The sequence below is a fragment of the Pseudomonas sp. REB1044 genome, from assembly GCF_038813925.1.
Lineage (GTDB): Bacteria > Pseudomonadota > Gammaproteobacteria > Pseudomonadales > Pseudomonadaceae > Aquipseudomonas > Aquipseudomonas boreofloridensis.
In genome coordinates, this window is record NZ_CP046139.1 from 1,202,604 (window position 1) to 1,225,967 (window position 23,364).

19 protein-coding genes are annotated in these 23,364 nt (G+C 62.4%); 8 read left to right on the forward strand and 11 right to left on the reverse strand.

Features of this window, described 5'->3' with window-relative positions:
- Nucleotides 1-2: 2 nt before the first annotated feature.
- The 3 genes from GKC70_RS05595 to GKC70_RS05605 form a co-directional block, all read right to left on the reverse strand.
- Nucleotides 3-962 (reverse strand): hypothetical protein, encoded by a 960-nt coding sequence (locus tag GKC70_RS05595; RefSeq protein ID WP_342650697.1) that lies wholly within the window; start codon nt 960-962, stop codon nt 3-5.
- A gap of 81 nt (nt 963-1,043) precedes the next feature.
- Complete coding sequence (locus tag GKC70_RS05600; RefSeq protein WP_342650698.1) at nt 1,044-2,924, reverse strand: hypothetical protein; 1,881 nt, start codon at nt 2,922-2,924, stop codon at nt 1,044-1,046.
- Between the two features lie 193 nt (nt 2,925-3,117).
- Nucleotides 3,118-4,641 (reverse strand): fumarate hydratase, encoded by a 1,524-nt coding sequence (locus GKC70_RS05605; protein WP_295485595.1) that lies wholly within the window; start codon nt 4,639-4,641, stop codon nt 3,118-3,120.
- Nucleotides 4,642-4,968: 327 nt separating this feature from the next.
- Here GKC70_RS05605 and GKC70_RS05610 point away from each other — a divergent pair, with 327 nt between their 5' ends.
- On the forward strand, nt 4,969-5,886 hold the full coding sequence (locus tag GKC70_RS05610; protein ID WP_295485597.1) for an iron-sulfur-binding ferredoxin reductase: 918 nt from the start codon (nt 4,969-4,971) through the stop codon (nt 5,884-5,886).
- A gap of 71 nt (nt 5,887-5,957) precedes the next feature.
- On the opposite strand, the gene pyk is transcribed toward GKC70_RS05610, so the two are convergent.
- Nucleotides 5,958-7,412 (reverse strand): pyruvate kinase, encoded by a 1,455-nt coding sequence (gene pyk, locus GKC70_RS05615; protein WP_039579708.1) that lies wholly within the window; start codon nt 7,410-7,412, stop codon nt 5,958-5,960.
- Between the two features lie 219 nt (nt 7,413-7,631).
- On the opposite strand from pyk, the gene GKC70_RS05620 reads away from it, so the two are divergent.
- From GKC70_RS05620 to sbcB, 3 genes are all read left to right on the forward strand, one after another.
- Nucleotides 7,632-8,015, forward strand: coding sequence for a tetratricopeptide repeat protein (locus GKC70_RS05620; RefSeq protein WP_342650699.1), 384 nt, complete (start codon nt 7,632-7,634; stop codon nt 8,013-8,015).
- Nucleotides 8,016-8,122: 107 nt separating this feature from the next.
- Nucleotides 8,123-8,482, forward strand: a complete 360-nt coding sequence (locus tag GKC70_RS05625; RefSeq protein ID WP_029613776.1) for a PilZ domain-containing protein — start codon at nt 8,123-8,125, stop codon at nt 8,480-8,482.
- Between the two features lie 49 nt (nt 8,483-8,531).
- On the forward strand, nt 8,532-9,968 hold the full coding sequence (gene sbcB / locus GKC70_RS05630) for an exodeoxyribonuclease I (protein ID WP_342650700.1): 1,437 nt from the start codon (nt 8,532-8,534) through the stop codon (nt 9,966-9,968).
- Nucleotides 9,969-10,030: 62 nt separating this feature from the next.
- Here the strand turns inward: sbcB and mvaT are convergent, their stop codons facing one another.
- Entirely contained in the window at nt 10,031-10,408 is a 378-nt protein-coding gene (gene mvaT, locus GKC70_RS05635; protein WP_029613774.1) for a histone-like nucleoid-structuring protein MvaT, read from the reverse strand.
- 297 nt (nt 10,409-10,705) lie between these two features.
- Between mvaT and purU the strand changes: the two genes are divergently transcribed.
- Nucleotides 10,706-11,557 (forward strand): formyltetrahydrofolate deformylase, encoded by an 852-nt coding sequence (purU, locus tag GKC70_RS05640; protein ID WP_039579703.1) that lies wholly within the window; start codon nt 10,706-10,708, stop codon nt 11,555-11,557.
- Between the two features lie 159 nt (nt 11,558-11,716).
- Here purU and GKC70_RS05645 read toward each other — a convergent pair whose 3' ends face one another.
- The 4 genes from GKC70_RS05645 to GKC70_RS05660 all read right to left on the reverse strand — a co-directional run bounded on the left by GKC70_RS05645 (nt 11,717) and on the right by GKC70_RS05660 (nt 16,615).
- On the reverse strand, nt 11,717-12,709 hold the full coding sequence (locus GKC70_RS05645) for a lysylphosphatidylglycerol synthase transmembrane domain-containing protein (RefSeq protein WP_342650701.1): 993 nt from the start codon (nt 12,707-12,709) through the stop codon (nt 11,717-11,719).
- The gene (locus tag GKC70_RS05650; protein WP_342650702.1) at nt 12,706-13,470 is read right to left on the reverse strand and encodes a DUF2334 domain-containing protein; all 765 of its coding nucleotides are present in this window, start codon (nt 13,468-13,470) and stop codon (nt 12,706-12,708) included. The genes GKC70_RS05645 and GKC70_RS05650 overlap by 4 nt, the downstream gene beginning before the upstream one ends.
- Nucleotides 13,463-14,584, reverse strand: a complete 1,122-nt coding sequence (locus tag GKC70_RS05655; RefSeq protein WP_342650703.1) for a glycosyltransferase family 1 protein — start codon at nt 14,582-14,584, stop codon at nt 13,463-13,465. Before GKC70_RS05655 ends, GKC70_RS05650 begins: the two co-directional genes overlap by 8 nt.
- A 156-nt stretch (nt 14,585-14,740) precedes the next feature.
- Entirely contained in the window at nt 14,741-16,615 is a 1,875-nt protein-coding gene (locus tag GKC70_RS05660; protein WP_342650704.1) for a methyl-accepting chemotaxis protein, read from the reverse strand.
- Nucleotides 16,616-16,785: 170 nt separating this feature from the next.
- Here GKC70_RS05660 and GKC70_RS05665 point away from each other — a divergent pair, with 170 nt between their 5' ends.
- Nucleotides 16,786-18,261: a helicase HerA-like domain-containing protein gene (locus tag GKC70_RS05665; protein ID WP_342650705.1), complete on the forward strand. Its 1,476-nt coding sequence runs from the start codon at nt 16,786-16,788 to the stop codon at nt 18,259-18,261.
- Between the two features lie 45 nt (nt 18,262-18,306).
- On the opposite strand, the gene GKC70_RS05670 is transcribed toward GKC70_RS05665, so the two are convergent.
- Both GKC70_RS05670 and GKC70_RS05675 read right to left on the reverse strand, forming a co-directional pair.
- Nucleotides 18,307-19,779: an inorganic phosphate transporter gene (locus GKC70_RS05670; protein WP_029613953.1), complete on the reverse strand. Its 1,473-nt coding sequence runs from the start codon at nt 19,777-19,779 to the stop codon at nt 18,307-18,309.
- Between the two features lie 305 nt (nt 19,780-20,084).
- Nucleotides 20,085-20,291, reverse strand: coding sequence for a hypothetical protein (locus GKC70_RS05675; RefSeq protein WP_029613952.1), 207 nt, complete (start codon nt 20,289-20,291; stop codon nt 20,085-20,087).
- Nucleotides 20,292-20,730: 439 nt separating this feature from the next.
- On the opposite strand from GKC70_RS05675, the gene pcaR reads away from it, so the two are divergent.
- Nucleotides 20,731-21,600 carry a pca regulon transcriptional regulator PcaR gene (gene pcaR / locus GKC70_RS05680; RefSeq protein ID WP_342650706.1) on the forward strand — a complete coding sequence of 290 codons (870 nt, stop codon included), beginning with the start codon at nt 20,731-20,733 and terminating at the stop codon, nt 21,598-21,600.
- A 271-nt stretch (nt 21,601-21,871) separates the two neighbouring features.
- Nucleotides 21,872-23,218 carry an MFS transporter gene (locus tag GKC70_RS05685; RefSeq protein WP_342650707.1) on the forward strand — a complete coding sequence of 449 codons (1,347 nt, stop codon included), beginning with the start codon at nt 21,872-21,874 and terminating at the stop codon, nt 23,216-23,218.
- Nucleotides 23,219-23,364 lie beyond the last annotated feature (146 nt).

Consider the following 23,364-nt stretch of genomic DNA (forward strand, 5'->3'; position numbering starts at 1 on the left):
AGTCATGAATAGCTCACGACGATTTTGCTTCGCCGCTCCAGATCGCTTCCTTCACTGGCAAAGGCGAAGGAAAGAATATGTTCATTACCGTGGCGATCTGTGACTTTGACTGAACATGGGCCGCCATAGTCCAGTCCGTCGCTGTAAAAGTTGATGTTGTCGGCGCCATTGAGCACCAGGACCAGTGCGTCATTACCTGGGGTGTTGGCCTGGCGTGCAGGTACGAACGTGTTACCGGTTTTGATCGCACTTTCGTAGTGGACGGTCTTGTCCGTGCCTGGGTAAGCCATGCCTACATAGGTCGCATAGGTTTCGCTGGGTTCGTTACGTTGCCAACGGATCATTCCGGGGGCAATCGTCTGAGTGGGTGATGACAGACCCAGCCCCTTGAGTTGCAACTTGTATTCGTGGAGAAAGACATTGTTGATATTGCCGCGCTCATAAGAACGGACCCAGACGTAGTCACCTTCTGAAAAGGTGGGCGGCGTGATGGTGGAGAGAATGACATAGGAATCGAAACCGGATTCGTTGTCGGTGTAGTACGTGGTGCGCTCATCCTTTTGAATCATCGCGCGCAGTTTTGCGTTGGCACCGCCCGCTGCACGCGTGGTGACGTACATCACCTTACTAAAGGCACGCGCGGTATCAGGCGCAATGGGTGCCTGCGTGCCGGATCCGGGCATGAGATCGTAGCGCTCGTCTTTAACGGAGGTCTGCGCCCACAAAAGAGCGTTTGCCCCCTCGAAAGGTAGAGGCTCATACGTGCCGTCGTCCCGCTCCAGAACAAGTTTGAGGCTCTTTTGTTGGGCCTCGGTAAGCGGCGGCTGGCCCGTTTGCAATTCGACGGTCAATCGGATCTGAGACTGCTGCCGTCCATTACCATAAAGATTGGCACTGGCGGAGGTCAATTCCACTTTGAACGTTTCGAGCCACAGCGCCGGATCGGTATGAAAGTTAGGCATGACATCATTCTCCGTATGAACGAAAGTGAGAGAGGAATGAAACCTTTCAGAGGGTCACTCGATTCATACGCTCTTTGGAAATCACCCATACACGATGCTCGTTCCCCTGCTCGTCACAAACGGTATAGCGCACCCCCGTTCTTGAGATGCCGCGCCGTCCGACCAGTTGACGCTAGTGACACGCACGCGCGCTAAACAAAATGCATTGTCAGGAACTGTAAGGTTCTGGTAAATCGCTCCCTTGACGGCTTTCCTCGAGGTGTTTCCATTGAATTGGAACATGTAGATCCAGTTATATTTCCAGGCGTTTCCGCTGTGAAACCAGCCGAAATGGTTATCTGAGTGTCTTGAATAAACAAGGTGGTGCGCCAGTCCCTCTTTAAGACGTACTTCGAAACGGTCGACGTCGCTGATGTATGGGTCTAGACCTACCCCCAGATCCTTTTGAACACCCACATAGTCACTTTGTTGTTCGAAATGGTAGTTCTGGATCTTGGGCTCGATCATCGCGGAAGTGTTGGATCGTCCCGACTGGGTTTTTCCGTCTCCCGCAGGGAGCGACGGGTCGTAGGTGTGATACGTTTTTCCGCCGTGTATCAATTTGGCAGCAATTCGTCTGTTTTCAGTGGTCGAGGTTTTTATGTAGAAGGTCACACTCTGACGGAGTGTCTCGGCCGCCGACGACTCATCGCCGGCGATCTGTGTGGGGTAATACACAAAGCGCTTGTCGACCGCGCTCCGAGACCGACTAATGGTGTAGCTGCCCGGTAATGCCGCGCCCGTGTTGTAATCCACCAGCGTAATTTTATTGATTACGCTGTCCGGAATTGTAATAACTTGGTCTCTCTCGTCGGTGGCCTCGATGATCACTTGCACATAAGTCTGCTGGCGACCGTTGTTGTACAGCGGACAGCGAGCCCCGTCGGTGGACGAATTCAAGCCCGCGACCCTGAAGTAACTGATATTGGCGACATCCTGTAGCTCAGCCTCGAATGTACTGGCCACGTCAAGTTCAAAACGGTCGTCAGGCGTTTTGAAATCAATCGACAACGGGTGCCGGGCGCCATGGCGGTCGTAGGCTTCGATCTGCAATGGGGCGTGCTCGGCATTGCCCGACAATGTGCGAGGCACCTCGGGTTCGCCCTGCAGTACAACGACGATCTGCCCTTGACTGGACGAGATGGGCTGCTTGACCAGCCGCTGGCTCAATGCAGGGTCGGCCTGTATTGTGCTGGTCAGCGTCACATCCGCCGATCCTGGAAACGCAAGGCTGACCAAGCTCGCCCGGTTGGCAGAGGGGTCGATATCGCCCCAGCGTATCAACTGACCGCTATGGGTCACGGGCTGTGCAAGCTGGGCAGAGGAAAACGCCACGTGCTTGGGGCGCAGCGTATGTTCGATGATGAAGTGTTCATCGCAGATATCGCTGCCCTCGAACAGCCGGTCACCCACTCGCGTTCTTTTCAGCCACTCGTAATCTTCGGGAAAGCCGTAGGTGGGCGATTGCTCGGCGATGAGCGTCACCACGTGCTCTGGCGTCGAGAACACGGTGTCGGTCGCACCCATGATAGTGCCTCGCACGTTGATCGATTCGCCCTGCGCTGCGCTGCAGCGGACATAGAGCCGTTTCAGGCAACCGTGGCTCGCGTACGCAGGCACCACCACAGGCTCCGACATATCGGTGATCGAGGGATAGTGGTCATAGCGTGGGTCATGCGCGGTCTCATAGAACCAGGCCGCATCCTGTTGGGCGAGGTCGAGCCACTCGCCGTTTTCGCTCTGGTAGGCCAGGCCAATGGAGTCGAACTGCGCATCACTCAGCGTCTGACCGTCGGCTGGAATGATCAGCACGGTCAGTTCGAGCTGCTGGCGACCATTGTTGTAGACACGGTCACTGCGGGAAGTCAGATAGAGGCTGAATTCGTCAAGCCATTGCGGTTTTGGCGAAGGAGTCTTGGACATGATCGAATCTCCACAGGTCGGCATAGATGGACGGTAGAGTGGAAGATTCGTGTTGTGAACTAACAAAAATGTCAGTTGGGGCTGCCGGCCTGTGTCGCTAAAGGGCCCAGAGCCAAGATCGATAATTCAGCACAGGTGGGCATCACCGAAAACGCCCGGCGAGCCGGGCGTTTCTTGTAGCGCTGGACGTAGGTTACTTCACTTCCACCGCCAGGCTCTGGGCGATCTTGCTCTGCCACAAGGCGGGACCGGTGATGTGCACCGACTCGCCGTTGCTGTCCACCGCCACGGTGACCGGCATGTCCTTGACCTCGAACTCGTAGATCGCTTCCATGCCCAGCTCGGCGAACGCCAGGACCTTCGACTTGCGAATCGCCTGGGCCACCAGGTAGGCCGCGCCGCCGACGGCCATCAGGTACACGGCCTTGTTGTCCTTGATCGCCTCGATGGCGGTCGGGCCACGCTCGGACTTGCCGATCATGCCCAGCAGACCGGTCTGTTCGAGGATCTGGCGGGTGAACTTGTCCATGCGCGTGGCAGTGGTAGGGCCGGCTGGGCCGACCACTTCGTCACCGACCGGATCGACCGGACCCACGTAGTAGATGAAGCGGCCTTTCAGGTCCACCGGCAGTTGTTCGCCACGGTTGAGCATCTCGACCATGCGCTTGTGCGCGGCGTCGCGGCCGGTGAGCATCTTGCCGTTGAGCAGGACAGTCTCGCCTGGCTTCCAGCTGGCGACTTCTTCCGGGGTTATGTCGTCGAGGTTGACCCGGCGCGCGCTCGGACCCGCTTCCCAGACGATTTCCGGGTAGGCGTCCAGCGACGGCGCTTCGAGTTCCGCAGGGCCGGAGCCATCGAGCACGAAGTGGGCGTGACGGGTGGCCGCGCAGTTGGGGATCATGCACACCGGCAGGGAGGCGGCATGGGTCGGGTAGTCCATGATCTTGACGTCGAGCACGGTGGTCAGGCCGCCCAGGCCCTGGGCGCCGATGCCCAGTTGGTTGACCTTCTCGAACAGCTCCAGGCGGATCTCTTCGATGCGGTTCTGCGGGCCACGGGCTTTCAATTCGTGGATGTCGATGGATTCCATCAACACTTCCTTGGCCATCACCGCGGCTTTCTCGGCGGTGCCGCCGATGCCGATGCCGAGCATGCCGGGCGGGCACCAGCCAGCGCCCATGGTCGGCACGGTCTTGAGCACCCAGTCGACGATCGAGTCGGACGGGTTGAGCATGGCCATCTTCGACTTGTTCTCCGAGCCGCCGCCTTTGGCGGCCACGTCCACTTCGACTTTGTCGCCGGGCACGATGGAGTAGTGGATCACTGCCGGGGTGTTGTCCTTGGTGTTCTTGCGCGCGCCCGCCGGGTCGGCCAGGATCGAGGCGCGCAGGACGTTCTCCGGCAGGTTGTAGGCGCGGCGCACGCCTTCGTTGATCATGTCGTCCAGGCTCAGGGTCGCGCCGTCCCAGCGTACGTCCATGCCCACGCGCACGAACACGGTGACGATGCCGGTGTCTTGGCAGATCGGCCGGTGGCCGGTGGCGCACATGCGCGAGTTGATCAGAATCTGGGCGATCGAGTCGCGGGCTGCTGGCGACTCTTCGCGCAGGTAGGCCTCGTGCATCGCCTGGATGAAATCGACGGGGTGGTAGTACGAGATGAATTGCAGGGCGTCGGCCACGCTCTGAATCAGGTCGTCTTGCTTGATCACGGTCATGCTGCGCGCTCCTCTTGAAGACGGGAACATTCGTAAAGGCCTCGACACCGCCGACCAGCGCGTCGAATCACCTTGCAAGGCGCGCCGGCAGGTCAGGCCGGCGCAAAAAGGGCGCGGCAGTATAGCGCGCATCCTGGCGCGGTACACCTGCACGCGCGCTGGACCAAGGTCGGTCGGATGCTGGCCGCAGTTTTGCAGCGCCAAGCAGGCGAGGGGCTTAGAATCGTTGCCGCGGTGTCGCGATACCAGGCCGCTCTTACACGAACAGCGTCATCCGGGCGCTCCTATGGCGCGACGATGACCACTCAATCGGCGGAGAAACCCCGAATGCCCGAACTCTGCGTGGGCCACCGCTGCTGGGCGGTGCCCTCCGGCAGCAACCTGCTCGACGCCCTCAACGGCGCCGGCTTGAACGTGCCCTATAGCTGCCGCGCCGGCAGTTGCCAGGCGTGCCTGGTGCGCTGCCTGGACGGGCTGCCCGACGATGCGCGGCCCGAGGCGCTGAGCACGGACGCCCGTGAGCAGGGCTGGCGCCTGGCCTGTCAGTGTCAGGTGACGGGCGACCTTCGAGTGGCGGTGTTCGACCCGCAGACCGATGGCGTGCCGGCTGAAGTGAGCGCGGTGCACTGGCTGGGTGATGTGCTGCGCCTGCACCTGCGTCCGGCACGCGCGCTGCGTTACCGCGCCGGCCAGCATCTGCTGCTGTGGTTGGGCCCGGTGGCGCGGCCCTATTCGCTGGCGAGCCTGCCAGGCGAAGACGCCTTGCTCGAGTTCCACATCGACTGCCGCCGACCCGGTGCGTTCTGCGATCAGGCGCGGGGCCTGAAGGTGGGGGATGCATTGGCATTGGGCGCATTGAGCGGTGGCGCGCTGCAGTACGATCCAGACTGGCAGACGCGGCCGTTGTGGCTGCTGGCGGCGGGAACGGGACTGGCGCCGTTGTGGAGCATCCTGCGCGAAGCACTGCGTCAGGGGCATGAGGGGCCGATCAGGATCCTGCATGTGGCCCGCACACCTTACCTGGCCGAGGCATTGCAGGCATTGGCTGGGGAGCGGGTGCGTGTCGAGCAGGTGAGCCGAGAAGGTGCGGAGCAGGCGCTGGCGGGGTTTCAGGTGTCGTCGCGCCAGACGGTGGCGCTGGTGTGTGGTTCGCCGCAGTGGGTGGAGCAGGTGGCGCGTCGGCTGTTCCTGGCCGGGGTGCCGAGGAACCAGGTGCTGGCCGAAGTGTTCAGCGAGAGGGCTTGAAGGGATGGTGCGCCTTACGGCCCATCGCGGCGTTACTCGCGATGGGCCGTAAGAGCGCCTCGGGCTGAGGGTCAGCCGACCAGCGGATCACCGACGTGCAGGATCTTCATGCCGTTGGTGCCGCCGATGGTGTGGTAGCTGTCGCCTTTGGTCAGGATCACCCAGTCACCTTGCTCGACCAGCCCACGCTTGAGCAACTCGTCGACCGCTGCCTGGCTGACCTTGTCGGCCGGCTGCGAAGCCGGATCGAAGGCGATCGGGTAGACGCCGCGGAACATCGAGACGCGGGCCTGGGTGGCGCGGTGCGGCGACATGGCGAACACCGGCACGTGCGAGCGCAGGCGCGACATGATCAGCGGGGTGTAGCCACTTTCGGTGAGGGCGATGATCGCCTTCACGCCCGGGAAGTGGTTGGCGGTGTACATGGCCGCCAGGGCGATGCTCTCGTCACAGCGCTCGAACGTGGTGTGCAGGCGATGGCTGGAGCGCTGGTTGGTCGGGTGCTTTTCGGCGCCCAGGCAAATGCGCGCCATGGCTTGCACGGCTTCGATCGGGTAGGCACCGGCGGCGCTCTCGGCCGACAGCATCACCGCATCGGTGTTGTCCAGCACGGCGTTGGCCACGTCGGACACTTCGGCACGGGTCGGCATCGGGTTCTGGATCATCGACTCCATCATCTGGGTCGCGACGATCACCGCTTTGTTGTTGCGGCGGGCGTGCTGGATGATCTTCTTCTGGATACCGATCAGCTCGGCGTCGCCGATTTCCACGCCCAGGTCGCCACGGGCGACCATCACCGCGTCGGAGGCGGCGATCAGGCCGTCGAGGGTTTCGTCGTTGGCCACGGCTTCGGCGCGTTCGATCTTGGCCACCAGCCAAGCGCTGCCGCCGGATTCATCACGCAGCTTGCGGGCGTATTCCATGTCCTTGGCATCGCGCGGGAAGGACACGGCCAGATAGTCCAGGTCCATTTCGGCGGCCAGCTTGATGTCGGCCTTGTCTTTCTCGGTCAGCGCCGGAGCGGTCAGGCCGCCACCTTTGCGGTTGATGCCTTTGTGGTCGGACAGCGGACCGCCGACGATCACCACGCAATGCAGGGCATCGGCAGTGGCGGTTTCGACGCGCATGACCACACGGCCGTCGTCGAGCAGCAGCTCGTCACCCACGCCGCAGTCCTTGACCAGGTCGGGGTAGTCGATGCCGACGATGTCCTGGTTGCCTTCGGTGAGCGGGTGAGCGGTGGAGAAGGTGAAGGTGTCACCGATCTTCAGTTCGATGCGCTTGTTGCTGAACTTGGCGATACGGATCTTCGGGCCTTGCAGGTCACCGAGCAGCGCGACATGGCGGCCATTCTTGGCGGCGATGTCACGGATCAGCCGGGCGCGGGCCTTGTGCTCGTCCGGAGTGCCATGGGAAAAGTTCAGACGTGCCACGTCCAGGCCAGCGAGGATCAGTTGTTCGATCACTTCGGGCGAGTTGCTGGCGGGGCCCAGGGTGGCGACGATTTTGGTACGGCGGATGGTCATGCACAGACTCCTATAGTGAAGCGCAGCGAAAGGCTACTCCTGAATTTGGCTGTAGTCACTCAGGAGGCGGGGGGAAAAGCTGCAAGCTACAAGTGGCAAGCTACAAGAAAAAGCGCGGGTGGCGGCGGGGGCTGGTTTTGTTTGCAGCTTGCAGCTTGTCGCTTGCGGCTGAAGAATCCTTGGACGCGGCCGATAGGCTGTGCAGCAAAGGAGATTCCCATGCGAGCCCTGATCGTTTTAGTCATGGCGGCCAGTGTCGTTGGCTGCACCCGTTGGTCCATGGACCACCATCTGAACAATGCCTACCGGGCCTATGACCGCGGCGACTGCCAACGTGTGATGCTGGAGCTGTCGCAGGTCGACCGCACCAGCCGGGCGCGGCCGTTCATTCACCCCGAAGTGGCGATGCTGCGTGGGCAGTGTCTGGAGCGGCAGAAACTCTACGTCGATGCGGCGCAGACCTATCAGTTCCTGATCCAGCGCTACCCGCAGAACGAGTACGCCTATCGCGCCCAGGCGCGTCTGCAGACGTTGCAGCAGCTTGGCCATCTGCGTGGCGAAGCGGCTGTCATACACGCGGCACCCGCCGCGCCCTGGCGCTGATTGCCTCGACCGATGATTTCAACGTGCCTGCGCCGCAGGCTGAGCTAGGCTCTACAGTACCTTCAACGCGCCGACGGTACCTGCTCATTTGGAAGGTACGGAGAATCATGTTCACCGAACGACAGATCGATCGACACCAACTGCCCTACGTGCTCAGAGTGTTCAACCGGTTCACCGATCAGGAGATCGGTTTTCTGGGCAACGCCTCCGAGCATGGCGTCATGGTGATCAGCCAACTGCCCATCATGGTCGGCCCGGATTTCGAGCTGCAACTGCGCGTGCCGCTTGCAGGGGGCGGTCACCAGTTCATCAACCTGACCGCCAGTTGCCTGTGGAGCCGCGAGGATCAGACCCCCGGCTATTACGATGCAGGCTTCATGCTGTTGCAGGCGCCGCGCGAGTACGACGAGTTCGTGCGCTCGCTGCGCGAGTTCTTCAGCTTCAGGCCGCTCAACGAGTCGGCGTGAGGTTGTTCGTCCGGTAGACTCGTCCGCGAACTTTGTACAGGACGACACCGTGAGCTCCAGCATCTTCTGGCACGATTACGAAACCACCGGCATCAACCCGCGCTGCGATCGACCGCTGCAGGTCGCCGGCGTGCGCACCGACTTCGACCTGAACGAGATCGAGGAACCGGTCAACCTGTATTGCCGTCCCTCCGACGACATCCTGCCGCATCCGGCGGCCTGCCTGGTCACGGGCATCACCCCGCGACAGTTGGCCGAAAAAGGCCTGTGCGAAGCGGATTTCATGACCCGCGTGCACGCCCAGTTGGCGCGCCCGGGCACCTGTGGCGCCGGTTACAACACCTTGCGCTTCGACGACGAAGTGACCCGTTACAGCCTGTACCGCAATTTCTTCGATCCTTATGCGCGCGAGTGGCAGGGCGGCAACAGCCGCTGGGACCTGATCGACGTGCTGCGCACCGCGTATGCCTTGCGCCCGGAGGGCATCGTCTGGCCACAGCAGGACGGCCGCACCAGCTTGCGCCTGGAGTTGCTTAGCCAGGCCAATGGCATCGAACATGGTCAGGCCCATGAGGCGCTGTCCGATGTGCGGGCTACCATCGCCTTGGCGCGAAGAGTGCGTGAACGACAGCCCAGGCTTTACGACTGGCTGTTCCAGTTGCGTAGCAAGCACAAGGTGATGGAGCAAATTCATCTGCTGCAACCCCTGGTGCATATTTCGGGTCGCTTTTCCAGCGAACGCAGTTATTTGGGCGTGGTATTACCGTTGGCTTGGCATCCGCGCAACCGTAATGCCCTGATAGTATGCGACCTGCACATGGAAACCCTGCCTTTGATAGGGGAAAGTGCCGAAGCATTGCGTCGCCGTTTGTACCGGCGTCGCGACGAAATGGCTGACGGAGAACTACCCGTTCCGCTGAAGTTGGTGCACATCAATAAGTGCCCAGTGGTGGCACCTTTGAGTGTGTTACGCCCGGTCGATCAACAACGGTTAGGCCTGGATATGTCGCACGTGAACGAGCGCGCCGAACGATTGATTCAGCAGCAGGGGGCGTGGCAAGACAAGCTTGGGGAGATCTACGGCGCCGAGGAATTTGCCCCGAGCGAAGATCCCGAACAACAACTGTATGACGGATTTATTGGCGACCGTGATCGACGCCTGTGCGAGCAAGTTCGACTCAGTGAGCCGCGACACTTGGCCGACGGGCAGTGGATGTTCGACGATCAGCGCCTGCCTGAATTGCTGTTCCGTTATCGGGCGCGCAACTTCAACGAGACACTGAGTGCGCAGGAGCAGCAGCGCTGGCAACATTTCTGTCAGCAACGCCTGATGGATCCCGGATTGGGTGCACCCAACACGTTGAAGGCTTTCGAGCAGGCGGCGGGAGCGCACATGGAGGGGGCTGGCGAGGGTGGACGCGCGGTGCTCGAGGCGTGGCTGGTGCATGCGCGGCAATTGCGTTCGGACTACAGCCTGACAGAGTGATAGACAATAAAAAACGCCAGCAATGCGCTGGCGTTTTTTGTACGGGATCAGCAACTGCAGGATCAGTCCAGCAACGTGGACCAACCTTCGACCACATCACCGCCCCATTTGGCTTTCCACTCTTTCAGGGTCTTGTGGTTGCCACCTTTGGTTTCGATGACTTCGCCATTGTGCGGGTTCTTGTACTGCTTGACCTTGCGTGCACGCTTGGTGCCGGTGGTCTTGACCGCGCCGCGTGGGGCTTTGCTCAGTTTGGACTCTGGGTCGAGCAGGGCAATGACGTCACGCAGCGACTTGGAGTATTCGCCCATCAGCGTGCGCAGTTTGCCTTCGAATTCCAGCTCTTTTTTCAGCTTGTCATCTTGCGACAGGTTGGCCAGACGAGCTTGAAGTTCCTTGATGGCTTCTTCAGTGGCGCGGTATTCGTTGATCAGGGACATGGGGTGTTCCTTGGTAAATGTACAGGGAGACAGTGCGCCAATAATAGACAGGCGATACTCGCAAGTAAACAAGTAATAATCAGTGGACATGTTGAAATGTGTTGAAGCAACAATTAACACGGTGAAGATTAAGAAAATTTAACCGGGTAATGCTGCGCCTTTTTCTCTGCGCAGGGTCGCGCGTCGACACTGCATCAAGCGCTACCCCAGCGGCGACCGACCCGTCGATGACTACTGCGTTTTTCTCGGCAGGTGGCTAGAATATGCGCCTTTGCGAAGTATTCGGAGTTTTCATTGATGCGCACCTATCGCCTGACGATTGCCTGCCCCGACCGTGTCGGCATCGTGGCAAAGGTCAGTAACTTCCTGGCCCTGTACAACGGCTGGATCACCGAAGCCAGCCACCATTCCGACGAGCAGAGCGGCTGGTTCTTCATGCGCCATGAAATCCGCGCCGAATCCTTGCCGTTCGGCCTGGAAGCCTTCCGCGAAGCCTTCGCGCCGATTGCCGACGAATTCTCCATGGCGTGGCACATCACCGATTCGGCGCAGAAGAAGCGCGTGGTGCTGATGGCCAGCCGCGAGTCCCACTGCCTGGCTGATTTGCTGCACCGCTGGCACACCGATGAGCTGGACTGCGACATTCCCTGCGTGATTTCCAACCACGACGACCTGCGCAGCATGGTCGAGTGGCATGGCATTCCATTCCATCACGTGCCGGTCGATCCGAAGGACAAGGCACCGGCCTTCGCCGAAGTGTCGCGTCTGGTCGCCGAGTACGGTGCCGACGTGGTGGTGCTGGCGCGCTACATGCAGATCCTGCCGCCGCAACTTTGCCAGGACTACGCGCAGCGGGTCATCAACATCCACCACAGCTTCCTGCCATCGTTCGTCGGCGCCAAGCCTTATCATCAGGCGGCCCTGCGCGGGGTCAAGCTGATCGGCGCCACGTGCCACTACGTGACCGAAGAGCTGGACGCCGGTCCCATCATCGAGCAGGACGTGGTGCGGGTGAATCACGCCGACAGCATCGAGGACATGGTTCGCTTCGGCCGTGACGTGGAGAAAATGGTGCTGGCCCGTGGCCTGCGCTACCACCTGGAAGACCGCGTGCTGGTCCATGGCAACAAGACCGTGGTGTTCGACTGACTTAGACAAAAGGGGCGTCGATGGCCGATCCGCGTGACAAAGCCGCTGCTCAGCCCACGCCAACCCTTGGCGAAGGCTGTCTGGCCCGCTATGACCCCGATGCGCTGAGCGATGAGCTCGGCACGGCGTTCGAGGGCGCCGCCCAGCTCTGGGCGCAGCTCAACCGGCCTGACGACGCCAGCGCTCCAGCAGCGGACGCGCCAGCAGGCAGACGAACACCGGTCCCCCGGCCAGTAGGTAGAAGTAGTAGGTGATGGCGCGCCAGATCAGGATCGCCGCCGCCGCAGTCGAGCTGCCCACCAGCGGTGACAGCAGGGTGGCCGAGGTCAGCTCGGCGGCCCCCGCACCGCCTGGCAGCAGGCTGAATTGACCGGCGCTGAGCGAGAGCATCTGCACCAGAAAGCTCGGAATCCACGCCAGGTCCACACCCAGTCCCTTTAGCACCAGATACAGCACGCTGTAGCGCAGGCTCCAGTGCACGCAGGTGAGCGCGAAGACCAGCACCAGGATGCGCTTGGGCAGGCGCCAGGTGTCGATCAGCGCGTGGACGAAATGCAACAGTTTGCGCGCCCAGCGCCGCAGCCGCGCTGCCGAAACGCCCAGACGCCGCAGCAGACGCCCGTTAACGCGCATCATCGCGCGGCGATAGCGCGACAGCAGCACGATCACCGCCAACGCCACGCACAGCAAGGCCGCGCTGCCCAGCAGCATGCCTTCCTGGCTACGCCCAAGGCTGTGGGACAGGGCATAGCCGGCGATGGCCAGCATGGCGCAGAAGAAGAACAGCAGGTCATTCAATTGATCCATGGCGAACACCGCGCCACTGCGCGCCGCACCGATGCGCTCGCGCGCCAGCAGGGTCATCAAGGTGAGCGGGCCACCGCTGCCGCCGGGGGTGGTGCAGATGGCAAATTCCGTGGCCATCACCACGCCCAGGCTGCGCAGTCGGCCCAGTTGCGCGCCTTGCTGGCCGAGCAGCAGGCGCAGGCGCGCCGCGTTGATGATCCAGCACAGCACGATCATGCCCAGCAGGGTCGTCATCAGTCCGGGATCGAATCGCTGCAGGCGCGGCAACAGCTCGCCGCCGCCAAGCCAAGCGGGCACCAGCACAGCCACCAGCAACGCCAGGCCTAGCCAGAGCAGGCGGTTCATGCAGACAACCTGCGCTCCAGCCAGGCGGATTTGGTCAAAGGTTGGCGCCCTTGCTCGACCAGCTCGTGCACGGTGCGCAGCCAGTAGTCGCGCGAACTGGCGTGGCGCATGTCCACTGGATGCAGGCCCAGGCGCAGTGTCTCGGCCTTGTGCCAACGCCGCACCTGCCAGTCGCAAAGCACTCGCGACAGACCCCGGCGCCAGGCACTGCGCGCACTCCAGACCAGGCCCGGTGCTTCGATCGCGGTGAAATCCGGCAGGCTGTACAGATGCTGCGGGGTACTGGTGTAGCGCAGGGGCAACTGGCGCACGGCCTGGCGCGTGCCTTCGCTCATCAGCCAGGCCGGGGCGACGAAGCCGGACACCGGCCAGCCCAAGGCCGTGAACAACTCCAGGCCTGCCTCCAGGCGCTGCATCGCCTCTTGCTGCTCCAGCGCATAGAACTCACCTTCATGGGTGTAGATCCTGCGCATGAAGAATTCGCCTGGCCCGCGCGGTGCGGGGCCGTCATCGGCGTGGTAGAAACCGTGCAGCGCCAGCTCGTCACCGCGTGCCAGGCGACGGTCGAGCAAGCGACAAAAGGTCGGTGAGCGATGCAGGGCATTGCGGTGATGGAAGTCCGGCACCACCAACCAGGTCATGGGCACCTCGCCCAGGGCGTCGATGGCCTCGACGAAGGGCTGGTAGTCCGGCCAGGTTTCCGGGGCGACGTCGTGCAGCACCAGCATGAGGCTGCGCGCAGAGGTGTGGGCGTCACGCATGGGCACGCACCTGGGGTTGGTGACCGAGCACCGCCTGGTAGTGCTGCAACAGGCCATCGACCACGCAGTCCCAGGCATAGTGCTGCTCCACATGGCGCCGGGCCTGCGCGCCCAGGGCGCCCACGTCCCCCTCGAAGGTTTCACGCACGGCATCGGCCATGGCGCGGGCATCGTTTGGGCGGCACAGGCGGCCGCACTGGTCGGTGACGATTTCGCCGAACGCACCCGCGCGCACCGCCACCACGGGCGTAGCGCTGGCCATGGCCTCGAGAATCACCAGACCGAAGGTTTCCTGGTCGCCGGCATGCACCAGCACGTCGGCGCTGGCGAGCAGGCGCGCGACTTCATCGGCCGGGCAGAAGTGGTCGATCACACTGACATTCTCCGGCACGCTGGCCGGCATGCCCGAGCCCACCAGCAACAGATGATAGGGGCTGCCGAGTTGGCGCATGCACTCGAGCAGCACCGGCAGGTTTTTTTCCCGCGAACCGCGACCCGCGAACACCAGCAAGCGCGTGGTATCGGGCAAGCCCAGTTCGGCGCGAACCTGATCGTCGTGTTTGCTCGGATGGAACGTCTGCAGATCGACACCCAGTGGCTGCACATGCACTTCGCGTACGCCAAGACGGCGCAGCTTGTCGGCCATCACCTGACTGGGCGCCAACACCCGATCAAAGTTGCCATACAGCTTGCTGACATAGGCCTCGACGTTGGGGGTGAACCAGTTGCCCATGCGGTTGCTGACCAACAGTGGCAGGTCGGAATGGTAGAAGCCGATCACCGGCACATCCAACTGCCGCCGCGCCTCCAGCGCCGCCCAGGCGGTGAGGTAGGGATCGCCGACTTCGATCAGGTCTGGCTGCAAGCGCCGCAGCACATTGCACCAGGGCGCCAGACGCACGGGGAAACGGTAGCCCTTGCCGAACGGCAGCGGCGGCGCCGGCACGTGATAGATGCCGTCGGCATGGCGGGCGTGGGCCCCGGGAATGAGGAGACTGTGACGCACGCCGGCCATGGCATCCAGACGGTGGTGTTTGGCATCAAGATAGGTCCGTACGCCGCCGCTGGCGGGGGCATAGAACATGGTGATGTCAGCGATGTGCACGATCAGCATCCCTCCGGGATCGTCTTCGGGTCTGTCATCCGGCGGTAACAGGCCGGGGGTGACGCGCCTAACGATTGACCTTGGCTGGGCCGGGTTCGTTCGATCGGGGTGGGGCACGCTGCGCTGCCTGCGACGGGTGTCGCAGACAGCGCGGCGAGTGGCGGATCAGATGCGGAAGCTGCCGACCAGCTGCTTGAGGCGGACGGTCTGCTGCTCAAGGTCGGAGCAGGCACGCAAGGTAGCCTGCAGGTTTTCCACGCCTTCCTGATTGAGCATGTTGATTTCGTTGATATCCATGTTGATCGACTCCACCACGGAAGTTTGTTCCTCGGTGGCGGTGGCGACCGACTGGTTCATGCCGTCGATCTCGCCGATGCGCTGGGTCACGCTGCCCAGGCGCTCACCGGCCTGGTTGGCGATCTGCATGCTGTCCTGGCTGTGGCGCTGGCTCTGGTCCATGGTCTCCACTGAAGTGCGGGCGCCGACTTGCAGCTCTTCGATCATCGACTGCACCTGCTGCGCCGATTCCTGGGTGCGGTGGGCGAGGTTGCGCACTTCGTCGGCGACCACGGCGAACCCTCGTCCCGCTTCGCCCGCGCGTGCCGCTTCGATCGCGGCGTTCAGTGCCAGGAGGTTGGTCTGCTGGGAGATGCTGGTGATGACTTCGAGGATCTGACCGATGTTCACGGTCTTGTCGTTGAGGGTTTCGATGTTGGCGCTGGAACTGACGATCAGGTCCGACAGGCGATTCATCGCCTGGATGTTGCGCTCCACCACCTGCTGACCTTCTTCGGCCAGCAGCCGTGCCGAGCTGGCATGCTGCGAGGCCTGGGCGGCGTTGCCGGCGATTTCCTGGGCCGCGGCGCCCAGTTCATTGATGGCGGCGGCCACGCTGTTGGTGCGGTTGGCCTGCTCGTCGCTGTTGTGCATCGACGAGTTGGAGGCGCTGATCACCCGCATGGCCACCTCGTTGACCTGCTCTGTGGCCGACGACACTTCGCGGATCGAGCCATGCACGCGTTCGACGAAGCGGTTGAAGGCACTGCCCAGCACGCCGAATTCGTCGTGATTATGGATCGTCAGGCGTTTGGTCAGATCGCCTTCACCCTCGGCGATGTCTTCCATAGCGCGGGTCATGGTCATCAGCGGCTGCATGAGGACGCGGATCAGCAGGCCGAGCAGGGCGATGATGATCACCACCGCCACCACGGTGGCGATCACCGCAGAAGTGCGGAAGGTGCTGAGCATGCTGAAGGCTTTGTCTTTATCCACCGACAGGCCGATGTACCAGTTGGCCGACGGCAGACCCTGGATCGGGGTGAAGGTAATGAGGCGCTGGTGGCCGTCGACCTCGACTTGTGTGAGTTTGCCGGTCAGTTTCGGGGTGTTTTGCGGGAACGCTTCGGTCAGCGGCTTCATCACCAGGGCGTTGTCAGGATGCACCAGGATCTTGCCCTGGTCGTTGACCAGGAAGGCATAGCCCAGGCCGCCGAAGTTCAGCGAGTTGATGATCTGCACCAGACCATCGAGCGCCAGGTCGCCGCCGACCACGCCGACGCTGGTGGAGACTTTGTCGATTACGCCGATCACCATCTTGCCGGTGGTGGCGTCGATGTAGGGTTCGGTGAGGATCGGGCCGCCGGCATTCATGCCGTCCTTGTACCAGCCGCGCACGCGCGGATCGTATCCGTCCGGCATCTTGCTGTCGGGGCGCACGCTGAAGCCGCCGTCGACCTTGCCCAGGTAAACCGTGAGGAAGCTGGAGATCAGGGCTTTTTGACCCATCAGGGTTTCGGCGTCGCTGGGGCTCTGGGCAATGTTCTGCGCCAGGTTCTCTACCAGGCGGATACGCCCTTCGAACAGGCTGCGGATGTTGGTCGAGGTGGACTGACCCATTTCCGTCAGGTAGTTCTCCAGGTCTTCGCGAATGGCATTACGCTGGAGGTAATCGTTGTACAGAGTGAACAGCGCGAAGGCCAGTATCACGATAAGGGACGCCGCCAAGAGAATCTTGTGGCTGAAACGAAGGCTTTTGTTCATGACGTAATCCGGTCCGCTAAGGTTTATCGGGTCGCTCGCACAACGCACAGCAGCAGAAAGAACAGCGCAACAATTTTGCGGGCCTGGTGGGTTGCTTCCTGCAGTTGGGCCATTAACGCCTCTGGCTATCGGCCGCCTTGGGGCAAAGCTTGAGAAGAGGAAGAAAGAAGATGTCAGATTCTTCGCAAATCGTTGTAGGTGCCGGTCTTGACGGCCTGCCCGTTGGCCAGGCCATGCGTCTGGCCAACCGTCACGGCCTGGTCGCCGGGGCCACCGGCACGGGCAAGACGGTCACGCTGCAGCGCCTGGCCGAGGTGTTCAGCGATGCCGGGGTGGCGGTCTTCGCCGCCGACATCAAAGGTGATCTGTGTGGGCTGGGCGCTGCCGGTGCGCCTGCGGGCAAGGTGGCCGAGCGTATCGCCGACATGCCATGGCTGCAGCACCAACCGCGGGCTTATTCGGTGACGCTGTGGGACATCGCCGGGCAAAGCGGTCATCCACTGCGCACTACCTTGAGCGAAATGGGGCCGTTGCTGCTGGGCAACCTGCTGGAGCTCACCGACAGCCAGCAAGCGGCGCTGTATGCCGCGTTCAAGGTCGCCGATCGAGAAGGTTTGCTGCTGCTCGACCTCAAGGACCTCAAGGCGCTGCTCGCGCACCTGAGGGACAACCCGCAACTGCTTGGCGATGACCGGGCGTTGATGACCACAGGCTCCACCCAGGCGTTGCTGCGGCGCCTGGCAACCCTGGAGCAGCAGGGCGCCGAGGCCTTGTTCGGCGAACCGGCTCTGCAGTTGGAGGACCTGTTGCGGGTCGATGCCGACGGTCGCGGGCGCATTCACCTGCTCGACGCCAGTCGCCTGGTGCACGAAGCGCCCAAGGTCTATGCGACCTTCCTATTGTGGTTACTGGCGGAACTGTTTGAGCAACTGCCAGAGCGCGGCGACGCGGACAAACCGGTGCTGGCGCTGTTCTTCGACGAAGCGCACCTGCTGTTCAACGGCACGCCCAAGGCCTTGCAGGACCGGCTGGAACAAGTGGTGCGGCTGATCCGCTCGAAAGGCGTCGGGGTGTACTTCGTTACCCAGTCACCGAGCGATCTGCCGGATGCGGTGCTCGCCCAGCTGGGCTTGCGTATCCAGCACGGGCTGCGGGCCTTCACCGTTCGCGAGCAGAAGGCGCTGCGCGCCGTGGCCGAGGGTTTTCGCCCGAACCCGGCGTTCGACACCTTGGCGGTGTTGACCGAGTTGGGCATTGGCGAGGCCTTGGTGGGCACGCTGCAGGACAAGGGCACGCCTGAGTTGGTGCAGCGTGTGCGGGTGGCCCCGCCGCAATCGCGCATCGGGCCGCTGACGGCGGCCGAACGCAGCGCGCTGATCGCCGCTTCGCCCTTGGCCGGGCGCTATGACCAGCCGATCGATCGCGAGTCGGCCTATGAACGGCTCACCCAGCGCAAGGGTGAGCCGGTCGAGCCGGCACCACAGCCCCAGGCCGAGCAGGAGAGCTTCGCCGACAAGGCCGGGGAGTTTCTGCAGGGCGCAGCGGGGCAGGCGATCAAATCGGCGGTACGCCAAGCCGCCAACCAGTTGGGTCGGCAGTTGGTGCGGGGGTTGATGGGGTCGTTGTTGGGCGGCAAGAAGCGTTGAGCAGACGATAGGAACGGCCGGGCGCCGTTCCTATCGCAATACGCTTCAGCCGATGGCCTTGGACGCCAGCCAGAACAGGCCGGCGGCCAGTCCCATGGAGGCGGGCAGGGTGAGCACCCAGGCCATCAGGATGGTCTTCACCGTGCTGCTCTGCAGGCCGCTCTTGTTGGCGACCATGGTGCCGGCGACACCCGAGGACAACACATGGGTGGTCGACACCGGCAGGCTGAACACGTTGGCCATGCCGATGGCGCAGGCCGCCGTGATCTGCGCCGACATGCCCTGGGCATAGGTCATGCCTTGCTTGCCGATCTTCTCGCCGACGGTGAGCACCACGCGGCGCCAGCCGACCATGGTGCCCAGGCCCAATGCCAGCGCCACCGCGACGATCACCCAGAACGGCGCGTACTCGGTGGTGGCGGTGAGGTCCTTGCGCAGCTTGTCCAGATCGGACTTCTCGCGGCTGTCCAGGCCCGGCAGCTTGCCGACCTTCTTCGCTGTGTCGTCCAGGCACAGCAGGTAACGGCGCACCTCGACCCGGCGCTCGGCGCTCAGGTCGCGGTAGTCGGTCACGCCTTGCAGCGAAGTCTGCAGCGCCGCGATGGTCGGCTCGGTCTGCTGCGGGTTGCAACTGAATTGCTCCGGCAGATCGGTCGACTTGGCCTTGCCCAACGCCAGGAACTCACCGAGGGTGGCGGCATTGCGCTGGTAGAACTGGCTCATGTGCAGGGTCGCGTCGCGGGTGCGTTCGATCTGGTAGGTGGTGCTGTTCAGGTCGAGGACGAACTTGGCCGGCACGATGCCGATCAGTACCAGCATGATCAGGCCGATGCCTTTCTGGCCATCATTCGAGCCGTGCACGAAGCTCACGCCCATGGCCGAGATCACCAGCACCAGGCGATTCCAGAAAGGCGGGTGCTTCTTGTCGTCGAGCTTGCGGCGCTGGTCCGGGGTCTTGTGCATCTTCGACAGCGGGCGCCACCACTTCAGGCCGATCAGCACCAGGGCGGCGATGGCGAAGCCAGCGATCGGCGAAACCACCAGCGACAGGCCGATGTCGATCGCCTTCTGCCAATTGACACCATCGCCCAGCGCGATGTCGTTGAGCAGCGCGTTGGCCAGGCCCACACCGAGGATTGAGCCGATCAAGGTATGGGAACTGGAAGCCGGGATACCGAAGTACCAGGTGCCCAGGTTCCAGGTGATGGCGGCTGCGAGCAACGAGAACACCATCGCCAGTCCGTGCCCGGTATTGACGTTGATCAGCAGTTCGACCGGCAGCAGGTGGACGATGGCATAGGCCACCCCGACACCGCCGAGCAAAACGCCGAGGAAGTTGAAGACACCCGAGAAGAACACGGCCAGGTGCGGCGGCATGGCTTTGGTGTAGATGACGGTGGCCACCGCGTTGGCGGTGTCATGAAAGCCATTGATGAACTCGAAGGCAAGCACGAAGGTAAGGGCGAGCACCAGGCTCACGGCTACCCAGGCATCCAGTCCGCTGAATAAATCGATCATGAAGGTTGTCTGGCGGTCGTAGGGGGGCGGATTATGCCAGAAAACCATGGCAATCGATGCACCCTCGACGCGCTGGCGGGACGATTTAACCGTCGAATCCGGAAAAGCGTTGATGCGTATCAATCCCTGGCGACTGCGCTAAAAAGCGCAAAATCCAGCGAATCGGAGGGTAACGCTCAAGCACCGGAGGGTATCTATCGTTTAAAACGGTCGTATGAAATTTATGTGCACGTATTTCTGAGCCATTTGAATTGCCTCACCGGACGTCAGCTTCCGTAAAAAACAGACGTCCGGTGAGCGCAGGATCAACGCTCCGGTTCAACTGGACGCAGTTCCTTTTCCATCTTTTCCAGTTCTTCGGAAAATGCCTGGTCCAGCAAGCTGGCACGTTTGCGCCAAGGTTTGCGTTCCGGTTCCGGTTGGGCAGCATAGGTGGTGACTTCGCCACCATAAACATCCTTGTAACGTTCTGCCTGGCGCTCGAGTTCGGCGCGCAGTTCATCTTTCGTCACAGTATCGACCTGAATTAAGTTGAAATAGCCCGGGGCGAGCGCTGTGGCTGCGAAAGGCTTTGGGTTCCATGTTCAACACCGGGTAGGGCCGGCGCCGCGGAGTATAACCAGTGCTCCACGCCCGCACACGCAGTTCCTGGTGAACTTGCCGGAGGCTGTGAAGTACGTCGAACTAACGCATCGGCCAAGGCACGCGGGTGTTGGAAAGTTTGAGGAAGACATCTTGGAAAAGTTCGCGCGCTGAGTCGCGCAAATAAAAACGGCCTCGCCGTGGGGCAAGGCCGCTGCCTCGAGTCTTCAACGGTGGGTACCTGACCAGTCTCTCCAAAGAAGCCACAAGGGCACTGGAAAGGTATAAGCAAACGTGTCGGCGGTCAATTGCGATTATCGGCCGTTTGTTCGATAATCGCACAAAGCGCCGTTTTTTTGAGGTCTGCCGATGAACGATGAAACCCCGTCTTTTCCGCCCAGCGATCCACTGCCGCCAGTGGCTCCCGCGCTGGCTCCGCCCATCGTGGCGTCCCCGGCCAAACGTATCCAGGCATTCACGGGTGATCCCGACTTCATGACCTCGCTGGCGCGCGGTCTGGCGGTCATCCAGGCGTTTCAGGAGCGCAAGCGCCACCTGACCATCGCGCAGATCAGCCACCGCACAGAAATTCCCCGCGCCGCTGTGCGCCGTTGCCTGCATACCCTGATGAAACTGGGTTATGCCACCTCCGACGGGCGTACGTATTCGCTACTGCCCAAGGTGCTGACACTCGGCCATGCCTATTTGTCCTCCACGCCCCTGGCCGTTTCTGCCCAACCCTATCTGGACCGCATCAGCGAGCAGCTTCACGAAGCGGCGAACATGGCCACGCTCGAAGGCGACGATATTCTCTATATCGCCCGCTCGGCGACGGTGGAGCGTCTGATATCGGTCGACCTCTCGGTCGGTGGTCGTCTGCCGGCCTACTGCACCTCGATGGGTCGTATCCTCCTCGCCGCGTTGGACGACACCAGCCTTCGCGAGTATTTCGAGCGTGCCGACCTCAAGGCCCGTACCACCCGTACGCTGAACGACCCGGAGTCGCTGTTCGCCTGCATCCAACAGGTCCGCGCCCAAGGCTGGTGCGTGGTCGATCAGGAACTGGAGCAGGGCCTGCGTTCGATCGCCGTGCCCATCTACGACGCGTCCGGGCAGGTGCTGGCGGCGCTGAACGTCAGCACCCATGTCGGCCGGGTTACTCGTAACGAGCTGGAGCAGCGCTTTCTGCCGATCCTGCTGGCGGCCAGTCGCGACCTCTGCCATCAGTTGCTCGGTTGAATGACCAACGCAGCAGTTCCTGTTCGATAAACGCACAATGTCGCTGTGCAGCGATTGCGCCCTCGTCTGGCGCTGATTACTGTTTCTCGCAACGGTCGGCAGCGCCGACCGCACAATAACAACACGAGAGACCTCCATGACCATTGTCCCCTCGCTGCCTGGCGCAGTTGCCCGCCGACCCAGTTGATCGCAACGCCCGTACCCGGTTCCACCAGCCCTGTGCCTTGCCTGGCGCAGCGGTGTACTTGCGCCCCTCTTCTGGATAACCACTATGACCACACCGCAATCCGCCGTCGGCCAATGCCTCGACGTCCAGTCCTTCATCAATGCCCAGCCGCTGTCGCGTTATCAGTGGCGGGTGGTGATCCTGTGTTTCCTCATCGTCTTCCTCGATGGACTGGATACCGCCGCCATGGGCTTCATCGCCCCGGCGTTGTCCCAGGAGTGGGGTATCGACCGGGGCAGTCTGGGCCCGGTGATGAGCGCGGCACTGATCGGTATGGTCTTCGGTGCGCTGGGCTCGGGGCCGCTGGCTGATCGCTTCGGCCGCAAGGGTGTGCTGGTAGGCGCTGTTTTGGTCTTTGGCGGCTTCAGCTTGGCCTCGGCCTACGCCACCAACGTCGACCAGTTGCTGGTGCTGCGCTTTCTCACCGGCTTGGGCCTGGGCGCCGGCATGCCCAATGCCACCACGCTGTTGTCCGAGTACACCCCTGAGCGCCTGAAGTCGTTGCTGGTCACCAGCATGTTCTGCGGCTTCAACCTGGGCATGGCTGGCGGTGGCTTCGTCTCTGCCAAGCTGATCCCGGCCTACGGCTGGCACAGCCTGCTGGTGCTCGGCGGCGTGCTGCCGCTGTTGCTTGCCGGGGTGTTGCTGGTGTGGCTGCCGGAGTCGGCGCGCTTTCTGGTGGTGCGCAATCGCGGGACCGACAAGGTACGCCGCACCCTGGCGCCGATTGCCCCGGCCGTGGTGGCACAAGCGGCGAGCTTCAGCGTACCGGAGCAAAAGGCCGTGGCCACGCGCAACGTCTTCGCGGTGATTTTCTCCGGCACCTATGGGCTGGGCACGGTGCTGCTGTGGCTGACCTACTTCATGGGCCTGGTGATCGTCTACCTGCTGACCAGTTGGCTGCCGACGCTGATGCGCGACAGCGGCGCGAGCATGGAGCAGGCCGCGTTCATCGGCGCGTTGTTCCAGTTCGGTGGTGTGCTCAGCGCGGTCGCCGTGGGTTGGGCGATGGACCGCTTCAATCCGCACAAGGTGATCGGCTTGTTCTACCTGCTGGCCGGGATCTTCGCCTACGCCGTCGGCCAGAGCCTGGGCAACATCACCTTGCTGGCCGTGCTGGTGCTGGTGGCAGGCATGTGCGTGAACGGTGCACAGTCGGCCATGCCGTCTCTGGCGGCGCGCTTCTATCCGACCCAGGGGCGCGCCACGGGCGTGTCGTGGATGCTGGGTATCGGTCGCTTCGGTGCGATTCTCGGTGCCTGGAGCGGCGCGACCTTGCTGGGGCTCGGCTGGACCTTCGAGCAGGTGCTCACCGCCTTGCTGGTGCCTGCTGCGTTGGCGGCCGTGGGCGTGATCGTGAAAGGACTGGTGAGTCACGCCGACGCGACGTGATCCATGGCGCCGGCCGAGGGTGAGCGCGCCGTCTTACCCTCGACACGGGCCTGCATCGATAGCACGGACTCACCACTCAAAGCGTTCGATAACCGCCCAAAAGGTCGATTATCGGATTGTAGCGCTCCACCAGCCTCCTTACTCTG

Coding starts and splice junctions, on each gene's coding strand:
- GKC70_RS05620 (WP_342650699.1), top strand. CDS start 7,632: ATGCGAGCCCTGATCGTTTTAGTCATGGCGGCCAGTGTCGTTGGCTGC.
- GKC70_RS05650 (WP_342650702.1), bottom strand. CDS start 13,470: ATGCGTGACGCCCACACCTCTGCGCGCAGCCTCATGCTGGTGCTGCAC.
- GKC70_RS05600 (WP_342650698.1), bottom strand. CDS start 2,924: ATGTCCAAGACTCCTTCGCCAAAACCGCAATGGCTTGACGAATTCAGC.
- GKC70_RS05610 (WP_295485597.1), top strand. CDS start 4,969: ATGCCCGAACTCTGCGTGGGCCACCGCTGCTGGGCGGTGCCCTCCGGC.
- GKC70_RS05625 (WP_029613776.1), top strand. CDS start 8,123: ATGTTCACCGAACGACAGATCGATCGACACCAACTGCCCTACGTGCTC.
- GKC70_RS05605 (WP_295485595.1), bottom strand. CDS start 4,641: ATGACCGTGATCAAGCAAGACGACCTGATTCAGAGCGTGGCCGACGCC.
- purU (WP_039579703.1), top strand. CDS start 10,706: ATGCGCACCTATCGCCTGACGATTGCCTGCCCCGACCGTGTCGGCATC.
- GKC70_RS05670 (WP_029613953.1), bottom strand. CDS start 19,779: ATGATCGATTTATTCAGCGGACTGGATGCCTGGGTAGCCGTGAGCCTG.
- GKC70_RS05660 (WP_342650704.1), bottom strand. CDS start 16,615: ATGAACAAAAGCCTTCGTTTCAGCCACAAGATTCTCTTGGCGGCGTCC.
- pyk (WP_039579708.1), bottom strand. CDS start 7,412: ATGACCATCCGCCGTACCAAAATCGTCGCCACCCTGGGCCCCGCCAGC.
- GKC70_RS05645 (WP_342650701.1), bottom strand. CDS start 12,709: ATGAACCGCCTGCTCTGGCTAGGCCTGGCGTTGCTGGTGGCTGTGCTG.
- GKC70_RS05655 (WP_342650703.1), bottom strand. CDS start 14,584: ATGCTGATCGTGCACATCGCTGACATCACCATGTTCTATGCCCCCGCC.
- GKC70_RS05685 (WP_342650707.1), top strand. CDS start 21,872: ATGACCACACCGCAATCCGCCGTCGGCCAATGCCTCGACGTCCAGTCC.
- GKC70_RS05595 (WP_342650697.1), bottom strand. CDS start 962: ATGCCTAACTTTCATACCGATCCGGCGCTGTGGCTCGAAACGTTCAAA.
- mvaT (WP_029613774.1), bottom strand. CDS start 10,408: ATGTCCCTGATCAACGAATACCGCGCCACTGAAGAAGCCATCAAGGAA.
- pcaR (WP_342650706.1), top strand. CDS start 20,731: ATGAACGATGAAACCCCGTCTTTTCCGCCCAGCGATCCACTGCCGCCA.
- GKC70_RS05665 (WP_342650705.1), top strand. CDS start 16,786: ATGTCAGATTCTTCGCAAATCGTTGTAGGTGCCGGTCTTGACGGCCTG.